This is a genomic window from Streptomyces pilosus, assembly GCF_014649835.1.
GTDB lineage: Bacteria > Actinomycetota > Actinomycetes > Streptomycetales > Streptomycetaceae > Streptomyces > Streptomyces pilosus.
Genome location: NZ_BMTU01000003.1, coordinates 607841 through 628147 on the forward strand (window position 1 = coordinate 607841; position 20307 = coordinate 628147).

The 20307-nt window shown below is 73.1% G+C and carries 18 protein-coding genes; 8 read left to right on the forward strand and 10 right to left on the reverse strand.

Translation table 11 applies throughout. From position 1 onward, the window contains the following. Nucleotides 1-58 precede the first annotated feature (58 nt). The gene (locus IE118_RS10950) at nt 59-1756 is read right to left on the reverse strand and encodes a threonine/serine exporter family protein (RefSeq protein ID WP_189557564.1); all 1698 of its coding nucleotides are present in this window, start codon (nt 1754-1756) and stop codon (nt 59-61) included. A 137-nt stretch (nt 1757-1893) separates the two neighbouring features. Continuing rightward, entirely contained in the window at nt 1894-2385 is a 492-nt protein-coding gene (locus IE118_RS10955; protein WP_030828087.1) for an inorganic diphosphatase, read from the reverse strand. Between the two features lie 79 nt (nt 2386-2464). On the opposite strand from IE118_RS10955, the gene dacB reads away from it, so the two are divergent. From dacB to folE, 6 genes are all read left to right on the forward strand, one after another. Then, nucleotides 2465-4090 carry a D-alanyl-D-alanine carboxypeptidase/D-alanyl-D-alanine endopeptidase gene (gene dacB / locus IE118_RS10960; RefSeq protein ID WP_189557565.1) on the forward strand — a complete coding sequence of 542 codons (1626 nt, stop codon included), beginning with the start codon at nt 2465-2467 and terminating at the stop codon, nt 4088-4090. A gap of 168 nt (nt 4091-4258) precedes the next feature. Beyond that, complete coding sequence (locus tag IE118_RS10965; RefSeq protein WP_189557566.1) at nt 4259-5392, forward strand: Rv3626c family coenzyme F420 biosynthesis-associated protein; 1134 nt, start codon at nt 4259-4261, stop codon at nt 5390-5392. Nucleotides 5393-5586: 194 nt separating this feature from the next. After that, nucleotides 5587-6663, forward strand: a complete 1077-nt coding sequence (tilS, locus tag IE118_RS10970; protein ID WP_189557567.1) for a tRNA lysidine(34) synthetase TilS — start codon at nt 5587-5589, stop codon at nt 6661-6663. A gap of 68 nt (nt 6664-6731) precedes the next feature. Continuing rightward, entirely contained in the window at nt 6732-7292 is a 561-nt protein-coding gene (gene hpt / locus IE118_RS10975) for a hypoxanthine phosphoribosyltransferase (protein ID WP_031020098.1), read from the forward strand. Between the two features lie 189 nt (nt 7293-7481). Then, nucleotides 7482-9521 carry an ATP-dependent zinc metalloprotease FtsH gene (ftsH, locus tag IE118_RS10980; protein ID WP_189557568.1) on the forward strand — a complete coding sequence of 680 codons (2040 nt, stop codon included), beginning with the start codon at nt 7482-7484 and terminating at the stop codon, nt 9519-9521. Between the two features lie 138 nt (nt 9522-9659). Beyond that, nucleotides 9660-10265, forward strand: coding sequence for a GTP cyclohydrolase I FolE (folE, locus tag IE118_RS10985; RefSeq protein WP_189557569.1), 606 nt, complete (start codon nt 9660-9662; stop codon nt 10263-10265). Between the two features lie 15 nt (nt 10266-10280). Here the strand turns inward: folE and IE118_RS10990 are convergent, their stop codons facing one another. The 6 genes from IE118_RS10990 to IE118_RS11015 all read right to left on the reverse strand — a co-directional run bounded on the left by IE118_RS10990 (nt 10281) and on the right by IE118_RS11015 (nt 15442). Beyond that, nucleotides 10281-10772: a DUF3180 domain-containing protein gene (locus IE118_RS10990; RefSeq protein ID WP_189557570.1), complete on the reverse strand. Its 492-nt coding sequence runs from the start codon at nt 10770-10772 to the stop codon at nt 10281-10283. 59 nt (nt 10773-10831) lie between these two features. After that, complete coding sequence (folK, locus tag IE118_RS10995; protein ID WP_189557571.1) at nt 10832-11443, reverse strand: 2-amino-4-hydroxy-6-hydroxymethyldihydropteridine diphosphokinase; 612 nt, start codon at nt 11441-11443, stop codon at nt 10832-10834. Then, on the reverse strand, nt 11440-11799 hold the full coding sequence (folB, locus tag IE118_RS11000; RefSeq protein WP_189557572.1) for a dihydroneopterin aldolase: 360 nt from the start codon (nt 11797-11799) through the stop codon (nt 11440-11442). The genes folK and folB overlap by 4 nt, the downstream gene beginning before the upstream one ends. Before the next feature lie 232 nt (nt 11800-12031). After that, nucleotides 12032-12550, reverse strand: a complete 519-nt coding sequence (locus IE118_RS11005) for a nuclear transport factor 2 family protein (RefSeq protein ID WP_189557573.1) — start codon at nt 12548-12550, stop codon at nt 12032-12034. Further along, nucleotides 12547-13461 carry a dihydropteroate synthase gene (gene folP, locus IE118_RS11010; RefSeq protein WP_189557574.1) on the reverse strand — a complete coding sequence of 305 codons (915 nt, stop codon included), beginning with the start codon at nt 13459-13461 and terminating at the stop codon, nt 12547-12549. The genes IE118_RS11005 and folP overlap by 4 nt, the downstream gene beginning before the upstream one ends. A gap of 100 nt (nt 13462-13561) precedes the next feature. Continuing rightward, nucleotides 13562-15442 carry a phosphatidylglycerol lysyltransferase domain-containing protein gene (locus tag IE118_RS11015; RefSeq protein ID WP_189557631.1) on the reverse strand — a complete coding sequence of 627 codons (1881 nt, stop codon included), beginning with the start codon at nt 15440-15442 and terminating at the stop codon, nt 13562-13564. A gap of 368 nt (nt 15443-15810) precedes the next feature. Between IE118_RS11015 and IE118_RS11020 the strand changes: the two genes are divergently transcribed. Continuing rightward, nucleotides 15811-17166, forward strand: a complete 1356-nt coding sequence (locus tag IE118_RS11020; RefSeq protein ID WP_229846756.1) for a hypothetical protein — start codon at nt 15811-15813, stop codon at nt 17164-17166. A gap of 77 nt (nt 17167-17243) precedes the next feature. Here IE118_RS11020 and IE118_RS11025 read toward each other — a convergent pair whose 3' ends face one another. Next, nucleotides 17244-18578 carry a PH domain-containing protein gene (locus IE118_RS11025; protein ID WP_189557575.1) on the reverse strand — a complete coding sequence of 445 codons (1335 nt, stop codon included), beginning with the start codon at nt 18576-18578 and terminating at the stop codon, nt 17244-17246. Further along, entirely contained in the window at nt 18575-19120 is a 546-nt protein-coding gene (locus IE118_RS11030) for a PH domain-containing protein (protein ID WP_189557576.1), read from the reverse strand. Before IE118_RS11030 ends, IE118_RS11025 begins: the two co-directional genes overlap by 4 nt. A 31-nt stretch (nt 19121-19151) precedes the next feature. Between IE118_RS11030 and IE118_RS11035 the strand changes: the two genes are divergently transcribed. Then, complete coding sequence (locus tag IE118_RS11035; RefSeq protein WP_189557577.1) at nt 19152-20303, forward strand: NADH-quinone oxidoreductase subunit D; 1152 nt, start codon at nt 19152-19154, stop codon at nt 20301-20303. The last annotated feature ends 4 nt before the right edge of the window (nt 20304-20307 follow it).

Genomic DNA, 20307 nt, shown 5'->3' on the forward strand with positions numbered 1-20307 from the left:
AAGGGACGCGGGCGGAGCCGACGTGCGGCTCCGCCCGGCCGCGAGCCGGGCGGCCGCGTCAGAATCCCCGCGTCCGCTTCGCCGCCCGGCGCTTCTCCGGGGAACCGATCCGCAGGAAGATCCGGGAGATCTCCGACCCGAGGTTCACCCCGATCGCGATGGCCATGGCCAGGGCCACGGCCTTGGTGAGCGACGCCAGCCCGTCGGTGACCTCGTTCTGCGCGATGCCCAGCAGACCGAAGTACGTGGCGGAACCCGGCAGCAGCGGCCCGATGGCCGCCGTGGTGTACGGCAGCGCCGACGCGAACCGGTAGCGGGCCAGCAGCTGTCCGAAGAGACCCACCACACCGGCCGCCACGGCCGTGGCCGCCACCGGTGAGATGTCGCCCGTGACGTGCAGCGCCCCGTACACCACCCAGGCGATCCCGCCGTTCAGGGTCGCCATCAGCACGGTGGACCTCTCCTGCTGGAGCAGCACCGCGAAGGCCAGCGACAGCGCCATCGACGCGACGATCTGCAGCACCGGGCGCGGATCACCGCCGAGCGCCGCGTCCGGGTTCAGGTTCGCCCCCAGCTGCACGCCGAAGTACAGCACCGTCAGCACACCCGCCACGATGCCCACGAAGAAGTACAGGACCTCCAGCAGGCGGGCCGACGCGGTGATGTAGAAGCCGGTCAGGCCGTCCTGCACGCCCGCCACCAGCGCCCGCCCCGGCAGCAGCGCGAACAGCCCACCGGTGATCACCGCGGACGCCTTCACGTCCACGTGCGCCACGGTGAGCGCTACCCCGATCGCGGCCGGCGGCGTGGCGGCCACCGTGAACTGGTAGAACTCCGGCAGCCCGCGCCCCGCGCAGAGCCAGGCCAGCCGGTCGCCGAGCATCGCGCCGACCGCGGCGGCCACGAACACCAGGAAGCCACCGCCGACCAGCACCGAGGCCGAGCCGGCGAGCAGCCCGCTCGCCGCGGTCAGCGTCCAGCCGGAGTACGGGTGCCGGTTGCGGCGGATCTCCGCCAGCCGCCGGTAGGCCTCCTCCAGGGACACGTGGGTCTCGGGGTCGCTGAGGTCGTCCACCAGCTGGTAGACGGCCGCCAGACGGGTGTAGTCGGGGCTGCGGCGCCGCACCGTGCGGGACGCGGTCACGGGGTCGTCGACCAGCGACGGCTGGTAGGAGATCGCCAGCAGCGTGAAGGTGACGTTGGGTTCGCAGCGGTCCAGGCCGTAGGAGCGGCACACGGCGAACATCGCCGCCTCCACGTCCTCGGCGCCCTCACCGCCCGCCAGCAGCAGCTCCCCGATCCGCAGGGTCAGGTCGAGCACGCGCGGCACGGCCGGCCCGGAATCGTCGTGCCGCTGGATCGGCTCCGGCGCCGGCCGCTCGGTCACCGGCATGCGCAGCATCGTGCGCATCCGGTCCTGCCACGGCACGTCCCGGGTGAGGCTGACGGCCGGTACCCCGTTCGGCGGGGTGAAGGCCGGCGGCGGCCGCTTCGCGCTGTAGGTGCTGGGCCGGTTGAACGCCGACCCCTCCGACTCGGCCGGGTGCGGCGGCGCCACGTCCAGGCCGTCCGGCACGGCGAACTCGGACGTCGCCTCCGACTCCGTGCCGGTCCTGGAGACGGCGAGCCCTTCGGGAACCGCGAACTCGGACGTCGTCGACGAGTCGGGCTCGGCCGGCGCCGCGACCCCGATGGGTGGCAGGAACCCACTCCTCGCCTCGTCCGACTGCGGCTTGCGGTCCTCCGCGTCCGTCACGTGCCCTTCGCTCCTCGTACGACACCGTCCCCCGTGATCGTTCCTAGCCTGCCCCGTAGGGCATCAGTATGCGCACACACGACAAAACGGGCCGCACGCCTGCGCGCGGCCCGTTCTGCGTCTGGCAGCGGGAGGGCTCAGTGGCCGCCCGTCTCCTTGAAACGCTTGTAGGACCGCTCGATCTCGGCCTCGGCGTCCACCCGGCCCACCCAGTTGGCGCCCTCGACGGACTTGCCCGGCTCCAGGTCCTTGTAGACCTCGAAGAAGTGCTGGATCTCCAGGCGGTCGAACTCCGACACGTGGTGGATGTCGCGCAGGTGCTCCACGCGCGGGTCGGTCGAGGGGACGCACAGCAGCTTGTCGTCGCCGCCGGCCTCGTCCGTCATGCGGAACATGCCGATCGCGCGGCAGCGGATCAGGCAGCCCGGGAACGTCGGCTCGTCCAGGATGACCAGCGCGTCCAGCGGGTCGCCGTCCTCGCCGAGGGTGTTCTCGACGAAGCCGTAGTCGGTCGGGTAGGCGGTCGAGGTGAAGAGCCGACGGTCCAGCCGGATCCGACCCGTCTCGTGGTCCACCTCGTACTTGTTCCGCGAACCCTTCGGGATCTCGATCGTGACGTCGAACTCCACCGGACGCTCCTCCATGATCAGCACATAGTTCTGGTGGTTAAGTGTCCCTCACGCAGGTGTGTGATCGCGAAAGGGGCTGGTGGTCGTGCCAGAGCGGAGGCCTTGGCGGGCCGCGGGACCGCACGTCGTGCGGATCGCGGGCGCCGTACGGCCGCGTCTCACCCGGGTCGCGGGGACCGTGCGGCCACGTCTGGCGCGCGTCGCCGCGGCCGTCGGGCCGCGGTTCGCGCGTCCGGACCGGCCGGGATCACCGCGGGTCCCGCGGGGCGCGCGGCCGAAGACCTGGCAGTTCACCGCGACCGCCGCCACCGCCGGTCTGGCGCTGGCCGCGGGAGTGGTGACCGCCGCCGGTCCCTGGGACTCCTCGGGTCAGCGTACGGCGGAGCGGGACCGCGCCGTGGCCCTGCAAGCCTCGCGTGGCGCAGATCACGACGGCGGCCGGGCCCGCGCCGGGACACCGCCGCGCGGGCCGCAGGCCGCCCCGCCCGCCCCGTCCGTGCTCACCGGCCTCGGCGGCACCGCCACGGCCGCGCGGTCCGCGCCCGCCGCCAAGACCCTCGCCGGCGTCCTCGACCCGCTGCTGAAGAACCCGGCGCTGGGCCGCCCGTCGGCCGCCGTGGTCGACGTGGCCACCGGCGCACGGCTCTACGCCACCGGTCCGGCGGACGCGCTGACCCCCGCCTCCACCACGAAGATCGCCACCGCGGTCGCCGCGCTCTCCGCCATGGGCGCCGACCACCGCCTCACCACCCGCGCGGTGTACGAACCCGACACCGGCGAGGTCGTCCTGGTCGGCGGCGGCGACCCCACGCTCACCGCCCGCAAGGACGCCGGGGACCTCGCCAGCCTGCGCGCACTCGCCGAACGGAGCGCGGCTGCCCTCGCCAGGCGCGGGGTGCGCGAGGTGACGCTGTCGTACGACACGACCCTCTACCGGGGCGGCACGCGGCACCCGATCGGCGTCAATCCGAACCTCGCCGCCGTCACCCCCCTCATGGTCGACGAGGCCCGCACCGACGACTCCACCAGCGGGCCCGCGCCCCGGGTCGCGGATCCGGCGGCCGACGCCGCCCGGAAGTTCGGCGACCTGCTGAAGGAGCACGGCGTCAGGACGACGCCCCCCGGCCCGTCGAAGGCCACCACCCGGGCCACCACCCTCGCCACCGTCTCCTCGCCGCCGCTCGCCTCCCTCGTCGAGCGCATGCTGACGCACAGCGACAACGACCTCGCCGAGGCCCTGGCCCGCCACACCGCCCTCGCCACCGGCAGGCCCGCCGACTTCGCCGGCGGCGGCGCGGCCGTCACCGCCCGCCTGAAGCACCTGGGCCTCCCGGTGAAGGGCGCCGACGTCAAGGACGGCAGCGGCCTCGACCGGCGCGACAAGCTCACCGCCGGCCTGCTCACCGCCCTGCTCGTCAAGGCCGGCGACCCGGCCCACCCCGAGCTGCGGCCCGCCCTCACCGGCCTGCCCGTCGCCGGTTTCACCGGAACCCTGGCCGGCCGCTACGACGGCGGCGCGGCCGGCCTGGTCCGTGCCAAGACGGGGACGCTCACCGGGGTGAACACCCTGGCCGGCACGGTCGTCGACCGGGACGGCCGGCTGCTGGCCTTCGCCTTCCTGGCCAACGGCACCACCGGCCAGGCCCCGGCCCAGACCGCCCTGGACCGGGCCACCACCGCCCTGGCGGCCTGCGGCTGCCGCTGACCACCCGGACCTCCGGGCGCGAAGAACCAGGCGAACGGGCCCGGGGAGCGGAGCCCCCGGGGAAGGGACGTCAGGGGCGGGAACGTCCCAGGAACCGGCGCACCGCCCGCGGGCCGCCGCCACCTCGCCGCCCTGCCCCAACCCGCAGCACTCACGTACCGTTGACGCATGACGAGCATCGGTGGTGCCGCTTCATCCGGGATGGTCGACTGGAACCTCGCGGTCGCGACCGCGACCCGCCTCATGCGGCCGGGCCCCGACGTGAGCCGCGACGAGGCCCGGGCCGTCGTCGCGGAACTGCGCCGGCACGCGCAGGCCTCGGAGGAGCACGTCCGGGGCTTCACCGGGCTGGGCACCGAGGAGACCCACGACACTCCCCTCCTCGTCGTCGACCGCCCCGGCTGGGTCCGGGCCAACGTCGCCGGCTTCCGCGAACTGCTCAGGCCGCTCCTCGACAAGATGCAGGAACGCCGCGGCACCGGCCCCGGGAACGCGGTCCTCGGCGCCGTCGGCGGCAAGGTCACCGGCGTCGAACTGGGCATGCTGCTGTCCTTCCTCGCCTCCCGCGTCCTCGGCCAGTACGAGACCTTCGCCCCCGCCACCCGCGACCTCCCGGCCGGCGCGAACGGCGGCGGCCGGCTGCTGCTCGTCGCCCCCAACATCGTCCACGTCGAGCGCGAACTGGACGTCGAGCCGCACGACTTCCGCCTGTGGGTGACGCTGCACGAGGAGACCCACCGCACCCAGTTCACCGCCGTGCCCTGGCTGCGGGACCACCTCGAGGGCGAAATCCAGTCGTTTCTGGAGGAGACCGACGTCGACCCCATGACCGTCCTCGAACGCGTCCGCGAGGCCGCGCAGTCGCTCGCCGGCGGGCGGCCCGAGGGCGAGGAGGGCGACGAGGGGCGCTCCCTCGTCGAGGTCGTGCAGACGCCCGCGCAGCGCGAGATCCTCGGCCGGCTCACCGCCGTCATGTCGCTGCTGGAGGGCCACGCCGACTTCGTGATGGACGGCGTCGGGCCCGCGGTCGTGCCGAGCGTCGCCGAGATCCGCGAGAAGTTCCAGCAGCGTCGCGCCAAGGGCGCCTCCCGCCTCGACATGGCCCTGCGCAAGCTGCTCGGCCTGGACGCCAAGCTCCGGCAGTACCGCGACGGCGAACGCTTCGTGCGCGCCGTCGTCGAGGAGGTCGGCATGGACGGCTTCAACCGGGTGTGGACCTCGCCCAACACGCTCCCCACCAAGGCGGAGATCGCCAAACCGGCGGACTGGGTCACCCGGGTGCACCGCAAGCCGGAGGCGTGAGCCTCCGCGCCCCGGCCGTGCGAAGGATCCGGCCGACGGCAGACGGGCGCCCCACCAATCACCCGTCCGAGGGACCGTGGGTCCCGGGCAGGCGTGCAATGCTCGGAGAACGGCCCGGTTCTGTCACCATCTACACACTCTGAGTGACCGAACCTCGGGCTCACCCCCCGACAACTTCATGAAGGGAACCGGACATGGGTCCCCATCCTGCGGTCGCGGCGATACGCCTGGCGGTCCGCCGCGTCCTGACCGACATCCTCGACGACCACGGCCGTACCCCCGGCCGGCCCCCGCACGAGCGGACCTCCTCCCCGCTCGTGCTCGTGGCCTGTTCCGGCGGTGCCGACTCCATGGCTCTCGCCTCCGCCCTCGCCTTCGAAGCCCCCCGGCTCGGCGTGCGCGCGGGCGGCATCACCGTCGACCACGGCCTCCAGGCCGGCTCCGACCTGCGGGCCGCCGACGTCGTCGTGCGCCTGCGCGAGCTCGGCCTCGATCCCGCCGAGTCCGTCGCCGTGACCGTCGGACGCGAGACGAGGGTGGCGCACAGCGCCTCGTACAGGGGTGGCGGTGGGCGACGGGCGGGCGGCCCCGAGGCCGCCGCCCGGGACGCCCGCTACGCCGCCCTCGACACCGCCGCCGAACGGCACGGCGCCGCCGCCGTCCTGCTCGGCCACACCCGCGACGACCAGGCCGAGACCGTCCTGCTCGGTCTCGCCCGCGGCTCCGGCATCCGCTCCCTGTCCGGCATGGCCGCGGTCTCGGGGGCCGACGGCCGCTACCGGCGCCCCTTCCTCCAGCTCGACCGGCAGACCGCCCGCACCGCCTGCATGGTCCAGTCCCTCCCCGTCTGGGACGACCCGCACAACGCCGACCCCGCCTACACCCGCTCCCGGCTCCGCCACGAGGGCCTGCCCGCCCTGGAGAAGGCCCTCGGCAAGGGCGTCGTCGAGGCCCTCGCCCGTACGGCCCAGCTCTCCCGCGACGACGCCGACGCCCTCGACGCGTGGGCCGGCCGCGCCGAGGCCGGCGTGCGCGACGCCGACGGCCGCCTCGAGTGCGCCGCGCTGCACGCCCTGCCGCCCGCCGTACGCCGCCGTGTGCTCCGCCGCGCCGCCATCGAGGCCGGCGCACCGGCCGGTTCGCTGTTCGCCCGGCACATCGAGGAGGTGGACCGGCTGATCACCGCCTGGCACGGCCAGGGGGCCATCAATCTCCCCGGCCGGGTCGTCGCTCGCCGGCAGGGTGGCAGACTGGTGATTCGGCAGGGCTGAATCCGGACCCCACCGACCCCTGCGAGTCGCGGGGCGGACCGGACCGGCCGCTGGGACGACCGAAAGTGATGCGGGTGGACGCGAACGACATGGGTGCCGACCTCGAGAAGGTACTCATCACCAAGGAAGAGATCGACGCCAAGCTGGTGGAGCTTGCCGCCAAGATCGACGCGGAGTACGCGGGCAAGGACCTGCTGATCGTCGGCGTGCTCAAGGGCGCGGTGATGGTGATGGCCGACCTCGCGCGGGCGCTGTCCACCCCGGTCACCATGGACTGGATGGCCGTCTCGTCGTACGGGGCGGGCACCCAGTCCTCCGGTGTGGTGCGGATCCTGAAGGACCTCGACACCGACATCAAGGGCCGGCACGTCCTGATCGTCGAGGACATCATCGACTCCGGGCTGACCCTGTCCTGGCTGATCTCCAACCTCGGCTCGCGCGAGCCCGCATCCCTCAAGGTGTGCACGCTGCTGCGCAAGCCCGAGGCCGCCAAGGTCGCCATCGACGTGGAATGGGCGGGATTCGACATTCCCAACGAGTTCGTCGTCGGTTACGGCCTCGATTACGCCGAGAAGTACCGCAACCTCCCGTTCGTCGGTACGCTCGCCCCCCACGTCTACGGCGGCTGAACGCCGGGGCCCGGCCCGCCGTACGGTGATCGGGAACCCCGGCGGGCTCCGCGGCGTTGATGCTTGCGTGGACGCGAATGCCGGCCGTCCCCCGCAGCTTCGGGGGGCAATGCTGGGGTACCGTCCGAAGAACAGTCTTCTATCAAACTCACTATGGCAGGAGGGACGGGGCGGCACCGCTCCGTATGGATGGACGTGAAGCGATACTTCCGTGGGCCGGTCATGTGGATCGTGCTGGCCGTCCTCGCCGTGGTCGTGTTGATGCAGGTCGTCGGCTCGTCCGGCGGCTACAAGACGGTGGACACCGGTGAGGTCGTCCAGGCGATCAATGAGAACAAGGTCGAGTCGGCCAAGCTGACCACCGGCGACGAGCAGATCATCAAGGTCGAGCTCAAGGACGGCCAGAAGGTCAAGGACAGCTCGAAGATCCAGGCGAGCTACATCGGTGACCAGGGCGTCACCATCGCCAACACGCTGCAGGACAAGTTCCAGAACGAGCAGATTCCCGACGGCTACACGGTCTCGCCGTCGAAGCAGAACCCGTTCGTGAGCATTCTGCTGTCGCTGCTGCCCTTCGTCCTGATCGTGGTCGTCTTCCTGTTCCTGATGAATCAGATGCAGGGCGGCGGCTCCCGCGTCATGAACTTCGGCAAGTCCAAGGCGAAGCTCATCACCAAGGACACCCCGAAGACGACGTTCGCCGACGTGGCGGGCTCCGAGGAGGCCGTCGAGGAGCTCCACGAGATCAAGGAGTTCCTCCAGGAGCCGGCGAAGTTCCAGGCCGTCGGCGCCAAGATTCCCAAGGGTGTGCTGCTCTACGGTCCGCCCGGTACGGGCAAGACCCTGCTCGCGCGTGCCGTCGCGGGCGAGGCCGGTGTGCCGTTCTACTCGATCTCCGGTTCCGACTTCGTCGAGATGTTCGTCGGTGTCGGTGCCTCCCGGGTCCGTGACCTGTTCGAGCAGGCCAAGGCCAACGCCCCGGCGATCGTCTTCGTCGACGAGATCGACGCGGTCGGCCGCCACCGCGGCGCCGGCCTCGGCGGCGGTCACGACGAGCGCGAGCAGACCCTGAACCAGCTCCTCGTCGAGATGGACGGCTTCGACGTCAAGGGCGGCGTGATCCTCATCGCCGCGACGAACCGGCCCGACATCCTCGACCCGGCCCTCCTGCGGCCCGGCCGCTTCGACCGCCAGATCGCGGTCGACCGCCCGGACATGCAGGGCCGCCTCGAGATCCTCAAGGTGCACCAGAAGGGCAAGCCGGTCGCCCCGGACGTCGACCTGTCGGCCGTCGCCCGCCGCACCCCCGGCATGACCGGTGCCGACCTGGCCAACGTGCTGAACGAGGCCGCGCTGCTGACCGCGCGCAGCGATCAGAAGCTGATCGACAACCACATGCTGGACGAGGCGATCGACCGTGTGGTCGCGGGCCCGCAGAAGCGGACCCGGATCATGTCGGACAAGGAGAAGAAGATCACCGCGTACCACGAGGGCGGGCACGCCCTGGTCGCGGCGGCCTCACCGAACTCCGACCCGGTCCACAAGATCACCATCCTCTCCAGAGGCCGTGCCCTCGGCTACACCATGGTCCTGCCGGACGAGGACAAGTACTCCACCACGCGCAACGAGATGCTGGACCAGCTGGCCTACATGCTGGGCGGCCGCGCGGCGGAGGAGCTCGTCTTCCACGACCCGACCACCGGTGCCGCCAACGACATCGAGAAGGCCACCGGTCTGGCCCGCGCGATGGTCACGCAGTACGGCATGACCGAGCGGCTCGGCGCGATCAAGTTCGGCGGTGACAACACCGAGCCGTTCCTCGGCCGTGAGATGGCTCACCAGCGGGACTACTCGGAAGAGGTCGCCGCGCTGGTCGACGAAGAGGTCAAGAAGCTCATCGAGACCGCGCACAACGAGGCGTGGGAGATCCTGGTCGAGAACCGCGACGTCCTCGACAACCTGGTCCTGGCCCTCCTGGAGCGGGAGACGCTGGGCAAGGAGGAGATCGCCGAGATCTTCGCGCCGATCGTCAAGCGCCCGCCCCGGCCCGCCTGGACCGGTTCCTCGCGCCGTACGCCGTCCACCCGCCCGCCGGTCCTCTCCCCCAAGGAGCTGGCCCTGACGAACGGCGCGAACGGCGCGACGCCGGCCATCAGCACCGCCAAGAGCACCGCGGCGGAGCCCGCCCCGGCGCCCGAGCGGACCCCGGAAGAGCGCCCCGAGGCCTGATCCGAGGCCCTCGGCGCCCCACCGGGCCCGGAATGGATGCCGCGTCCCCCAGGTTCTAGCCTGGGGGACGCGGCGTTTTGCGTACCCGCCGTGAAGACGCGTGCCCGGCGCGCGAGAAGGCACAGGAACGAGGCACCCATGACCGACCCCGTGACGCTGGACGGCATAGCCCCCGTCGGCGAGTTCGACGAGAAGCGGGCCCAGAACGCCGTGCGCGAGCTGCTGATCGCGGTCGGCGAGGACCCGGACCGGGAGGGTCTGCGGGAGACCCCGGCACGGGTGGCGCGGGCGTACCGGGAGATCTTCGCGGGGCTCTGGCAGAAGCCCGAGGACGTCCTGACCACGACGTTCGACCTCGGTCACGACGAGATGGTGCTGGTGAAGGACATCGAGGTCCTGAGCCACTGCGAGCACCACCTGGTGCCGTTCGTCGGGGTCGCCCACGTCGGCTACATCCCGTCGCACGACGGCAAGATCACGGGTCTGTCGAAGCTGGCCCGGCTGGTGGACGTCTACGCGCGGCGCCCGCAGGTGCAGGAACGACTCACCACCCAGGTCGCCGACTCCCTGATGCACATCCTGGAGCCGCGCGGAGTGATCGTCGTCGTCGAGTGCGAGCACATGTGCATGTCGATGCGGGGGGTGCGCAAGCCGGGCGCAAAGACCATCACGTCGGCCGTGCGGGGGCAGCTGCGCGACTCCGCCACCCGCAACGAGGCGATGAGCCTGATCATGGCGCGCTAGCCGGCGCGCCCCGGCTCACGCCGCCGGCGCCGTCCCCGGGCCGTTGCCGTTGTCGTCGTCCTCCGGGAGCTTGCAGACGCGCTCCAGGAAGAGGGCCGCCGCTATGACGCCGATGCCCGCCAGGACCGAGAAGCCGGCGTAGATGGCCTGGTCGCGGCGGGCGGGGATGTCCAGGGACTCCAGCAGGAAGACCCCCGTGCCGCCGTACATCCCGGCGACCAGGGCCGCGACCAGGGCGCTGGCCTGCCCGAACACCACCGCGCGGGCCGCCATCAGCGGGTCGACGCCCTTGGCGTCGTGCTGCCGCTCGCGCTGGGCCTTCAGACGGGCGCGCAGCGACAGCGCGGTGGCCGCGAGGACCACCGCGATCAGGGCGAGCACGACGGGCGCGGCCACCGGCACGCTGGGGAGGGTCCCGAAGGAGTTCCACAGGCGGGCGCCGGCCCAGGACAGGATCCCGGCGACGACGAAGACGCCGGCCAGGACCCTGATGCGCAGCTCTTTCACGGTGTCCCTTCGTTCCCCCGGACCGGTGCCCCGGAAAGTGGTCGTGTCGACCTTAACGGCTATTCGGGCAGCCGGAGTTCCAGGTCCGCGCGGGGCGTCACGCCCTCCCTGGTGACCGTGCCGAGGAGGTCGGCGACCGGGCCGCGGCCGGGGAGCTGCGCCTCGGGGTCGATGTCGTACCAGGGGGCGAGCACGAAGGCCCGCTCGTGGGCGCGCGGGTGCGGGAGGGTGAGCAGCGGGTCGTCGGAGTGGAGGTCGGCGTAGGCGACGATGTCGACGTCCAGGGTGCGGGGGCCCCAGCGCTCGTCCCGGACCCGGTGGAAGGCCTCCTCGACCGCCTGCGCACGCTCCAGCAGGGAGGACGGGGGCAGGGTGGTCTTCAGGACCGCGACCGCGTTGAAGTACGAGGGCTGGCTGCCGGGCTCGACACCCCACGGCTCCGTCTCGTACACGGGGGAGACCGCCTTGACCCGGACGCCCGGGGTGTCCTCCAGGGCGTCCACGGCGCCCTGGAGGGTCTCCAGGCGGTTGCCCAGGTTGGCGCCGAGGGAGACCACGGCCAGTTTCGGGTTCTGCAGCGTGGTGTCGGCGGCGTCGACCCGCTCGGTCACGGAGGCCGGGACCGGCTGGACGGTGGGGTCGGTGTGGCCCGCGGTGGACGGCCTGGTCATACACGGCTCCGGGTGATGGTGACGGTCACGTCGTCGAAGGGCACGGTGATCGGGGCGTCCGGCTTGTGGACGCACACCTCGACCTCCTGCACCAGGTCGTGCTTCAGACAGACCCGGGCGATGTGTTCGGCGAGCGTCTCGATGAGGTTGACGGGCTCACCCTGGACGACGGCCACGACCTCCTCCGCCACGATGCCGTAGTGCACCGTCTTCGTCAGGTCGTCGTCGGCCGCGGCCGGCCGGATGTCCAGGCCGAGCACGAGGTCCACGATGAAGGTCTGGCCCTCCTCGCGTTCCTTCGGGAAGACACCGTGGTGCCCGCGGGCCTTCAGGCCGCGCAGCGCGACACGATCCACGCGAATCACTCCTGCAGTCGTCGGTCCGGCCGTCCGGTGCCCCGTGCGGGGGCACACCGGCCTGCCTCGAATCTACCCGCGGGCACCGGTGGTTCCGGTGCCCCGGGGTGCCGCCGCGGTCCCGTGTCCGGGGCCTCCGCCCTGCGTCCGCCCCGTGGAGGGCGGGTGCCCACCGCGCGGCGGCGGTCATCGCGGCCGGGGTCGTGATCCCGGCCACGTCGGTGCCGGGGCCTCAGCCGGGGAGGCCCGGCCCGGGTGTGTCGTCGTCCTCGGTCTCGTCCTCCTCGGCGAGCACCGGGGAGGCGTGGTGCGCCCAGAGCTTCCAGCCCGCCGGGGTGCGCCGGAAGATGTTGGTGGCGACGACGAGCTGGCCGACCAGCGGCCCGAGCTCCTCGCCGGCCTCGGGGGCGGGACCGCCGCTGAGGATGTTCTCGGTGCAGGTCACCACGGCGGTGTCGCCGGTCACGGAGACGTGCACGTCGGTGAGGAAGAACTGGATGTAGTCGGTGTTCGCCATGATCAGGGCGTACGACCTCAGGACCTCGCCGCGTCCGGTGAGCACCGGCCAGCCGGGGTGGACGCAGGAGACCACTCCGCTGTCCGCGGGGTCGTGGTACGTCTCGTCGACGCCGAGGTCGGCCGGGGTCAGCCAGTGTGCGGAGACCTCTTCGAAGTCGCCCCGCTCCACCGCCTCGTAGAAGGCGGTGTTGGCGGCTTCCACCTGTGCGACGTCGGTGTGGGGTGCGGTCACCGGGATCCTTCCGCGCCGTGCGCGCCGGAATCGGAGGGGACGGGGTGGGCCGTGCGCGCCTGTTCGATCGCGCGGGTGACCCGTACGGCGTCGGCGGTGGCGCGGACGTCGTGCACGCGGACGGCCCAGGCGCCGGCCTGGGCGGCGAGGGCGGACACGGCGGCGGTGGCCGCGTCGCGTTCACGGGCGGGCGGCGGCGGGGCGTCGGGGCCGGCGAGGACGCGGCCGAGGAACCGCTTGCGGGAGGCGGCGACGAGCACGGGGTGGCCCAGGTCGAGGAGCCGGTCGAGCCGGGCGATCAGGGCCAGGTCGTGGCCGGCGTCCTTGGAGAAGCCGAGACCGGGGTCGAGGATCACGCGGTCGGCGGCGATGCCGCCCCCGAGGACCGCTTCCAGGCGGGCGCGCAGTTCCTCCGTGACCTCGCTGACCACGTCGGCGTAGACCCCTTTGACGTTGCCGCCCTCGAGGAAGCCGCGCCAGTGCATGACGACGAAGGGGGCGGCGGCGTCGGCCACGACGGGAATCATGGCGGGGTCGGCGAGTCCGCCGCTGACGTCGTTGACGAGGGCGGCGCCGGCGGCGAGGGAGCGCTCGGCGACGGAGGCGCGCATGGTGTCGACGGAGACGGTGACGCCCTCGGCGGCGAGGCCGCGCACCACCGGGATGACGCGCTTGAGCTCCTCGGCCTCGTCGACGCGGGTGGCACCGGGCCGGGTGGACTCGCCGCCGACGTCGATCAGGTCGGCGCCCTGGGCGACCAGGTCGAGGCCGTGCTTGACGGCGGTGGTGGTGTCGAACCAGCGGCCGCCGTCGGAGAAGGAGTCGGGGGTGACGTTCACGACTCCCATGACCGCGCAGCGGTCCCAGTGAGGAAGGCCCGCGACCCGGCGGCGTCCGCTGTGGTTGCTCATATGTTCAGCGTAGGCCCGGGAGCGGCCGGGGTCTGCCTCGGGCCGGGTGGGGGCACGAGCGGGTCCCTCCGGCCCCCGCGGGCTCCCCTTCCGGCGCGCCTCATGCGGTGCGTGCGGCGTTCTCCGCCCGTGCGTGGACGGGGTCCGGCACCGTCCGGTGGACGCAGGGCCGGGGTGCGGGGAAGCGGTGGCGCAGGAAGCGGGGCAGGGGGAGGGCGAGACGGAGGAAACCTTCCGCCTGGAGGGCGGCGAGGCCGATGCGCGGCAGATCGGCCGGGGCGCGGTAGACCACGAAGCGCGGTTCCCAGCGGGGCCGGAACTTGGCGTTGAACTTGTACAGGGATTCGATCTGGAACCAGCGGGAGAGGAACACCAGCAGACCGCGCCAGACCCGCAGGACCGGTCCGGCGCCGAGTTTCTCGCCGCGCGCCAGGGCGGAGCGGAACATGGCGAAGTTGAGGGAGACCCGGGTGACGCCGAACCGCGGGGCGGACCGGAGCGCGGCCACGATCAGCAGTTCGTTCATGCCGGGGTCGGCCGAGCGGTCCCGGCGCATCAGGTCCAGCGAGACGCCGTCGGTGCCCCACGGGACGAAGTGCAGGACGGCCCTGAGGTCGCCGTGCCCGGCCGTCGGGGCGTCGGCCCGGTGTGCCGTGGCGACCAGGCAGTCGCCGTCGGCCGGGTCGCCGACGCGGCCCAGCGCCATGGAGAAGCCGCGTTCGGTGTCCGTGCCGCGCCAGGCGTCGGCGGCGCGCCGGATCCGGTCCAGCTCCGCCTCACCGAGGTCGCTCACCCGCCGTACGCGGGTCTCGTAACCGGCCCGCTCGATGCGCTTGACCATCTGGCGGACGTTGCGCATCGGGCGGCCGGCGAGGGAGAAATCCGCGACGTCCACCACCGCCTCGTCGCCGATCTCCAGGGCGTCGAGTCCGGTCTCCCGGGTCCACACCTCGCCGCCAATCTCCGAGCAGCCCATGACGGCGGGGGTCCAGGAGTGGGCCCTGGCCTCGTCCATGAAGCGTTCGATGGCGCCGGGCCAGGCCTCGACGTCGCCGATCGGGTCTCCGCTGGCGAGCATCACCCCGGAGACCACGCGGTAGGTGACCGCGGCCTTGCCGCTGGGGGAGAAGACGACCGCCTTGTCGCGGCGCAGCGCGAAGTGGCCGAGGGAGTCGCGCGCCCCGTGCCGGGCCAGCAGGGCGCGCAGCCGGACCTCGTCGTCCCCGGTGAGCCGTGCGGCGGGGTGTTCGGGACGGAAGGCCAGGTAGATGGTGGTGACGGCGGTGAGCAGGCCGAGCGCGCCGAGGGAGAAGGCGACGGTCCAGGAGGCGTCGCCGCGGTAGTGGACCGGGCCCTCGAAGCCGAACAGTCCGTACAGCACGTGGGTGAGGCGGTCGGCGAGGCTCGGGTCGTCGACCAGCGGGCCGGGGTGGGCGTTGACGACGACCAGGCCGAGGAGCAGCGAACCGGCGCCCATCAGGACGAAGTTGGCCAGCGCCCGCCACCGGCTGCGCGGGTCGGGCAACGCGGTGAACTGCTCGCGGTGGCGCAGCAGCGGCGCGAGCAGGGCGAGGGTGAGCAGGACGCCGAGGAGGGAGTGGCGGTAGGTGAACTGGGCGACGGCGCCGGCCGGCAGCAGGACGACCGCGGCCCGCCAGGCCCGTCGCTTGCCCCGCTTGAGGCCGTGCGCGAGCAGCAGCAACAGCACGCCGGCGCTGAGGGAGAGGGCGGCCGCGAACGGGCCGAGGGCGCCGGGGAGCACCTCGGCGAGGGCGTGCATACGGCTGTGCCGGAAGCGGGGGAAGACGCCCGCGGCGATGTCCAGGAGGCCCACCAGCGCGCAGGCGCGTCCGGCGAGGACGGGGACCGCTTCGGGGCGCGGGCCGCGCAGCAGGCGGCGTACGCCCCGCGGGGGCGCGGGGTCCCGCGGTCCGCCCGTGGACCTCCGCCCGCCCGTGGCGAGCGGGGCACCGCCCGGCATTTCCTCATCTGTCATGACAGACATCGCGTCCCGTAGTTCTGCGAGAGACCGTGGATCCGGTGCCGATTCGGGCATCCGGCGACATTGCGCCCTCTAGGACGGCGGCCCGGGGGGTGAGGTTCACTCCGGGCGGGGTGGATCTTCGGAGGGGGCGGGCGGCTCGTCCGGGGCCGAAGTGGAATGACGAGGAGAGGACTTCGGAGTCCCCCGGACGGACTTCCGCGCCCGGAAATGATCTTGTTGAATTCGGGTCAGATGTCTATTCACGTTCCCCCGCCGTCGTTTGATGCCCTGTGAAACCCTCGGCGTGGCTTTGTTTTTACGGGGCGGGGCTCCACGATTCGCCTACGCGCGGTAAGTTTCTGGCCATGCCACGTGGACGTCACCGTCATTCCCCGCCCCTGCACAGGATGCTGCCCCCGTCGGCGATCGCAGGCGTCTCCGTCGTCTGTGCCCTGGGGCCCTGGGTGTTCACGCAACCAGCGGTGCTGCGCGTCCTGGCCGCGGCCGCCGCGGTCACCGCGGTGACCGGCGCCTTCGTGATGCGGCACTGGGACGCCCAGGCGGGCAAACGCGTCGCCGATCTCACGCGCGCGCGGGCGAGCGACGAGTGGCGTTTCGAGGAACGCGTCGCCGAACTCGAGTCCGACCTCGAGGAGTCGCGCGAACTGCGGATGAAACTCGACCAGCGGCTGCGGGCCAAGCGCGCCGAGCTGGCGGGACTGCGCAACGAGCACGCGGCGCTGCTGCGGCGGTACGCGGCGGCGGAGGTCGACCGGGCGAGCGTCCTGGAGGAGCGCCGGGTGCTCGAGATAGAGGCCACGGTCCCGGCCCGCGCGCTGCCGGCCGGCCCGTCGGCGGCGTCCGGGGGACCGGAGTCCGGCGGGACGCCCGCGGAGGCGGGGGCCGGGACGCCGGCCGACGACGCGGCGGACACCGCGGAGACGGCGGAGGTTCCCGCGGTCTTCTCACCCGAGGGCTCCCAGCTGTTCCTGCGGGCCGACGCGGCGCTCCGGCGATTCGCCGGGGAGACCCCCGAGGAGGAGGCGCGTCAGACGGATACCGCCGACGCCCCCGCCGCCGAAGCTCCCGCCGTCGACGCCCCCGACACCGATGCCCTCGCCGCCGAAGCGCCTGACGCCGACGCCCACGACGCCCACGACGACCCCGACACCGACGGCCGGACCGCCGGTGACACGGTGGCGGACGCATCCTCGGCGCGGCGCGACGACGACGCCCCGCGGGGCGACCGCACCCCCGAGGACGACGGCCCCGGACCCGCCAGGCAGTCCAGGCCCGCCCCGGCGCAGGAGGACGGCGCCGAGGGAGCGGCCGTCGACCACGAGCACCCGGACGCCGCCTCCACCGCCCCGGCCGCCCCCCAGGTCCCGCCCGCCCGGCAGCCCTCCGGGCACTTCACCGTGCCGACCGCGGTGGCCGTCGTCCCGCCGACGGCGCCCGTACGGCGTCCCGTGGCCGACGGCGGTTTCGACTTCTTCGGCACCAAGAAGGAGACGGACGGGTCCGCCCTGGACGCCGTGCAGAACGAGGACCTCGCCGACGTCGTCGGCCAGGAGGCGCTCGCGCTGCACAAGGCCGAGGCCGAGGCGCGGTACAAGCCGGCCGGGGAGGACGCGCGCGGGGTCGGCCAGGTCATCGACCTGACGGAGCACGACGAGACGGAACACATCGACCTGCAGGGGCTGCGCAGCGCGGCCTCCTGAAAGCACCGGCCGCACCGACGGGGCCCCGCGCACGCACCGTGCGCGGGGCCCCGTCGTCGTCGCGGTCACCCGAGGCGTCAGGACATCCAGCGGTCCGGGCGGGCGTCACGGCGGCCGGTGCGGGACCGTTCCGCCTGGGAACGCAGCAGGGCCGCCGCCGCAGCGGCGTCACGCAGGTGGGCGGTGACGGACTTGTCGGCCCCGGTGTCCACCACGACGTCGGCCACGCCCCGGGCCCGCTGCCAGGGCCCCTGGACGAGCCGCACGCTCTGCACCTTGGCGTGCGGCACCAGGGACAGGCTGCGGCGCAGCAGCCCCTGGTGCGCGGCGAACACCGCGTCGGTGACGGCGAGCCCGTAGCCGCGCCACCACACCGGCACGCACCACCGCGCGCGGCGCGGCGGCGGGAGCAGCGCCTCGCGCGGGGGCACGCTCACCCCGGGCAGCACCCGCGCGACGACCGACTCCGCGAGGTCGCGCGGAGCGACCGGCAGCAGCAGGGAGTTCGACGAGCCGGCGACGTCCAGTTCCACGCGCACCCAGCCCCGTCGCCGCCACAGCAGCGGCTCGACGATCCGCACGGTCTGCACGCGCCCCGGCGGCACCGTCTCGTGCGCCCGGTCCAGCAGTCCGTGGTCGATGCGCAGTCCGTCGGGCGACTCGCCGAGCGTCCAGTCGTACTCGGCGACGAACCGCCCCACGCTGCTCGCGCCCGCCGCGCCCAGCATCGGCACGGCCGCGGCGAGCAGCGTCCACAGGCTGTGGGTGACCGTCCACAGCAGCGGCAGCGCGACGGCCGCGACGACCAGCCAGCCCCAGGTCGCCCCGGTCAGCAACAGGGAGACGGCCAGCACGCCCGGTGGCACCCGCAGCATCTCCCGGGCCGGCGCCTCGCCGACCTCGTGCGCGGTCTCCGGGGCGAAACCCGCCGCCCGCGCGAGCAGTTCGGCGCGCAGCGCCCGCGCCTCGCCGGCGCCGAGGAAGGCGAGTTCGTCCTTCTTGTCGGTGCCTATGACGTCGAGTCTGAGCTTGGCCACGCCGGCGACCCGCGCGAGCAGCGGCTGGGTCACGTCGATGGCCTGGATCCGCTCCAGCCGGATGTGCGCGGTGCGCCGGAACAGCAGCCCGGTGCGGATGCGCAGCTCGGTCCCGGTCACCGCGAAGCGGGTGAACCACCAGCTCAGGAAGCCGTAGAGGGCGGCGGCCGGGACCAGGACGGCGAGGCCGAGCAGCAGTGTGGTGGTCGTCAGCCGGGTCAGGTGGCGCTGCGCCTGGTCCGGGTCGTGCAGCGCCCACCCGAACAGCACGGCGACGGGCGCCCACGCCCGCCGGAAGGGCGTGACGGGGTGCAGCCGCCGCTCGGTCACGGGCAGCCGGTCGCGCACGTCCTCGTGGACGTCGGGGGCCGTCACAGCCCCGCCGATCGGGCCTCGCCGAGCTCCGTGAGCCGGTCGCGCAGCCGTTCCGCCTCGGCCGGGTGCAGCCCGGGGATCGTCGCGTCGGTCGCGGCGGCGGCCGTGTGCAGCTGCACGCTGGCCAGCCCGAAGTACCGCTCGGCGGGTCCGGAGGTGACCTCGACCAGCTGCATCCGCCCGTACGGGACGACCGTCTCCTGGCGCCACAGGACGCCCCGGCTGATCAGCAGGTCGTCGGCGCGCTCGGCGTACCGCCAGGAGCGCCAGTTGCGCTCCAGCATCACCCAGCCCCAGAGCAGCACGGCCAGCGGCAGGGCCGCGAAGGCGGCCCAGCCCGGCCCGGCCAGCAGTCCCGGGACCAGCGCCGTGGCCAGGGTCAGCAGCCCCAGCCACACCACCAGCAGCAGCCGCCGCATCCGCAGCAGTCCGGGCGGCAGCGCGATCCACGCCGGCTCGTCCTTCGTCGTCGCCGGCCGCGCCGCCGGTGCCGCTCCGTCCGTCCCCGCCGGCCCCGTGTCCCGCGGGCTCCCCGTCTCCATGGGGCAAGCGTACGTAGGGCAGACTGTGTGCATGACTCCCACGACGGAGACCATGGTCGGTATCGGCGGCGCGGCGGAGAGCACCGACATGGTGCTCAACATCGGCCCGCAGCATCCCTCCACGCACGGTGTGCTGCGGCTGAAGCTCGTCCTCGACGGCGAGCGCATCGTCCGCGCGGAGCCGGTGATCGGCTACATGCACCGGGGCGCGGAGAAGCTGTTCGAGGCCCGTGACTACCGGCAGATCATCATGCTGGCCAACCGCCACGACTGGCTGTCGGCCTTCTCCAACGAGCTGGGCGTGGTCCTCGCCGTGGAGCGGATGCTCGGCATGGAGGTCCCCGAGCGGGCGGTGTGGCTGCGCACCCTGCTCGCCGAGCTGAACCGGGTGCTCAACCACCTGATGTTCCTCGGCTCCTACCCGCTGGAGCTCGGCGGCATCACCCCGATCTTCTACGCCTTCACCGAGCGCGAGGAGCTCCAGCACGTCATGGAGGAGGTCTCCGGCGGGCGGATGCACTACATGTTCAACCGCGTGGGCGGCCTGAAGGAGGACCTCCCCGCCGGCTGGACCGCCCGCGCGCGCACCGCCGTCGCCGACGTGCGTTCCCGCATGGACCGCTTCGACGACCTGGTGCTCGGCAACGACATCTTCCGGGGCCGCACGCGCGGTGTCGGCGTGCTGTCGCCCCGGGCGGTGCACGCGTACGGCGTGAGCGGGCCGATCGGGCGGGCCTCCGGCGTCGACTTCGACCTGCGCCGCGACGAGCCGTACCTCGCCTACGGCGAACTGGGTGACGTGCTGAAGGTCGTGACCCGTGAGGAGGGCGACTGCCTGGCCCGCTTCGAATGCCTGCTGGAGCAGACCCACAACGCCCTCGACCTCGCCGAGGCCTGCCTCGACCGGCTCGCCGACCTGCCGCCGGGCCCCGTCAACCAGCGGCTCCCGAAGGTCCTCAAGGCACCCGAGGGGCACACGTACGCGTGGACCGAGAATCCGCTCGGCATCAACGGCTACTACCTGGTCAGCAAGGGCGAGAAGACGCCGTACCGGCTGAAGCTGCGTTCCGCGTCGTACAACAACATCCAGGCGCTCACCGAGCTGCTGCCGGGGACGCTGGTCGCGGACATGGTGGCGATCCTCGGGTCGATGTTCTTCGTGGTGGGCGACATCGACAAGTGACCCG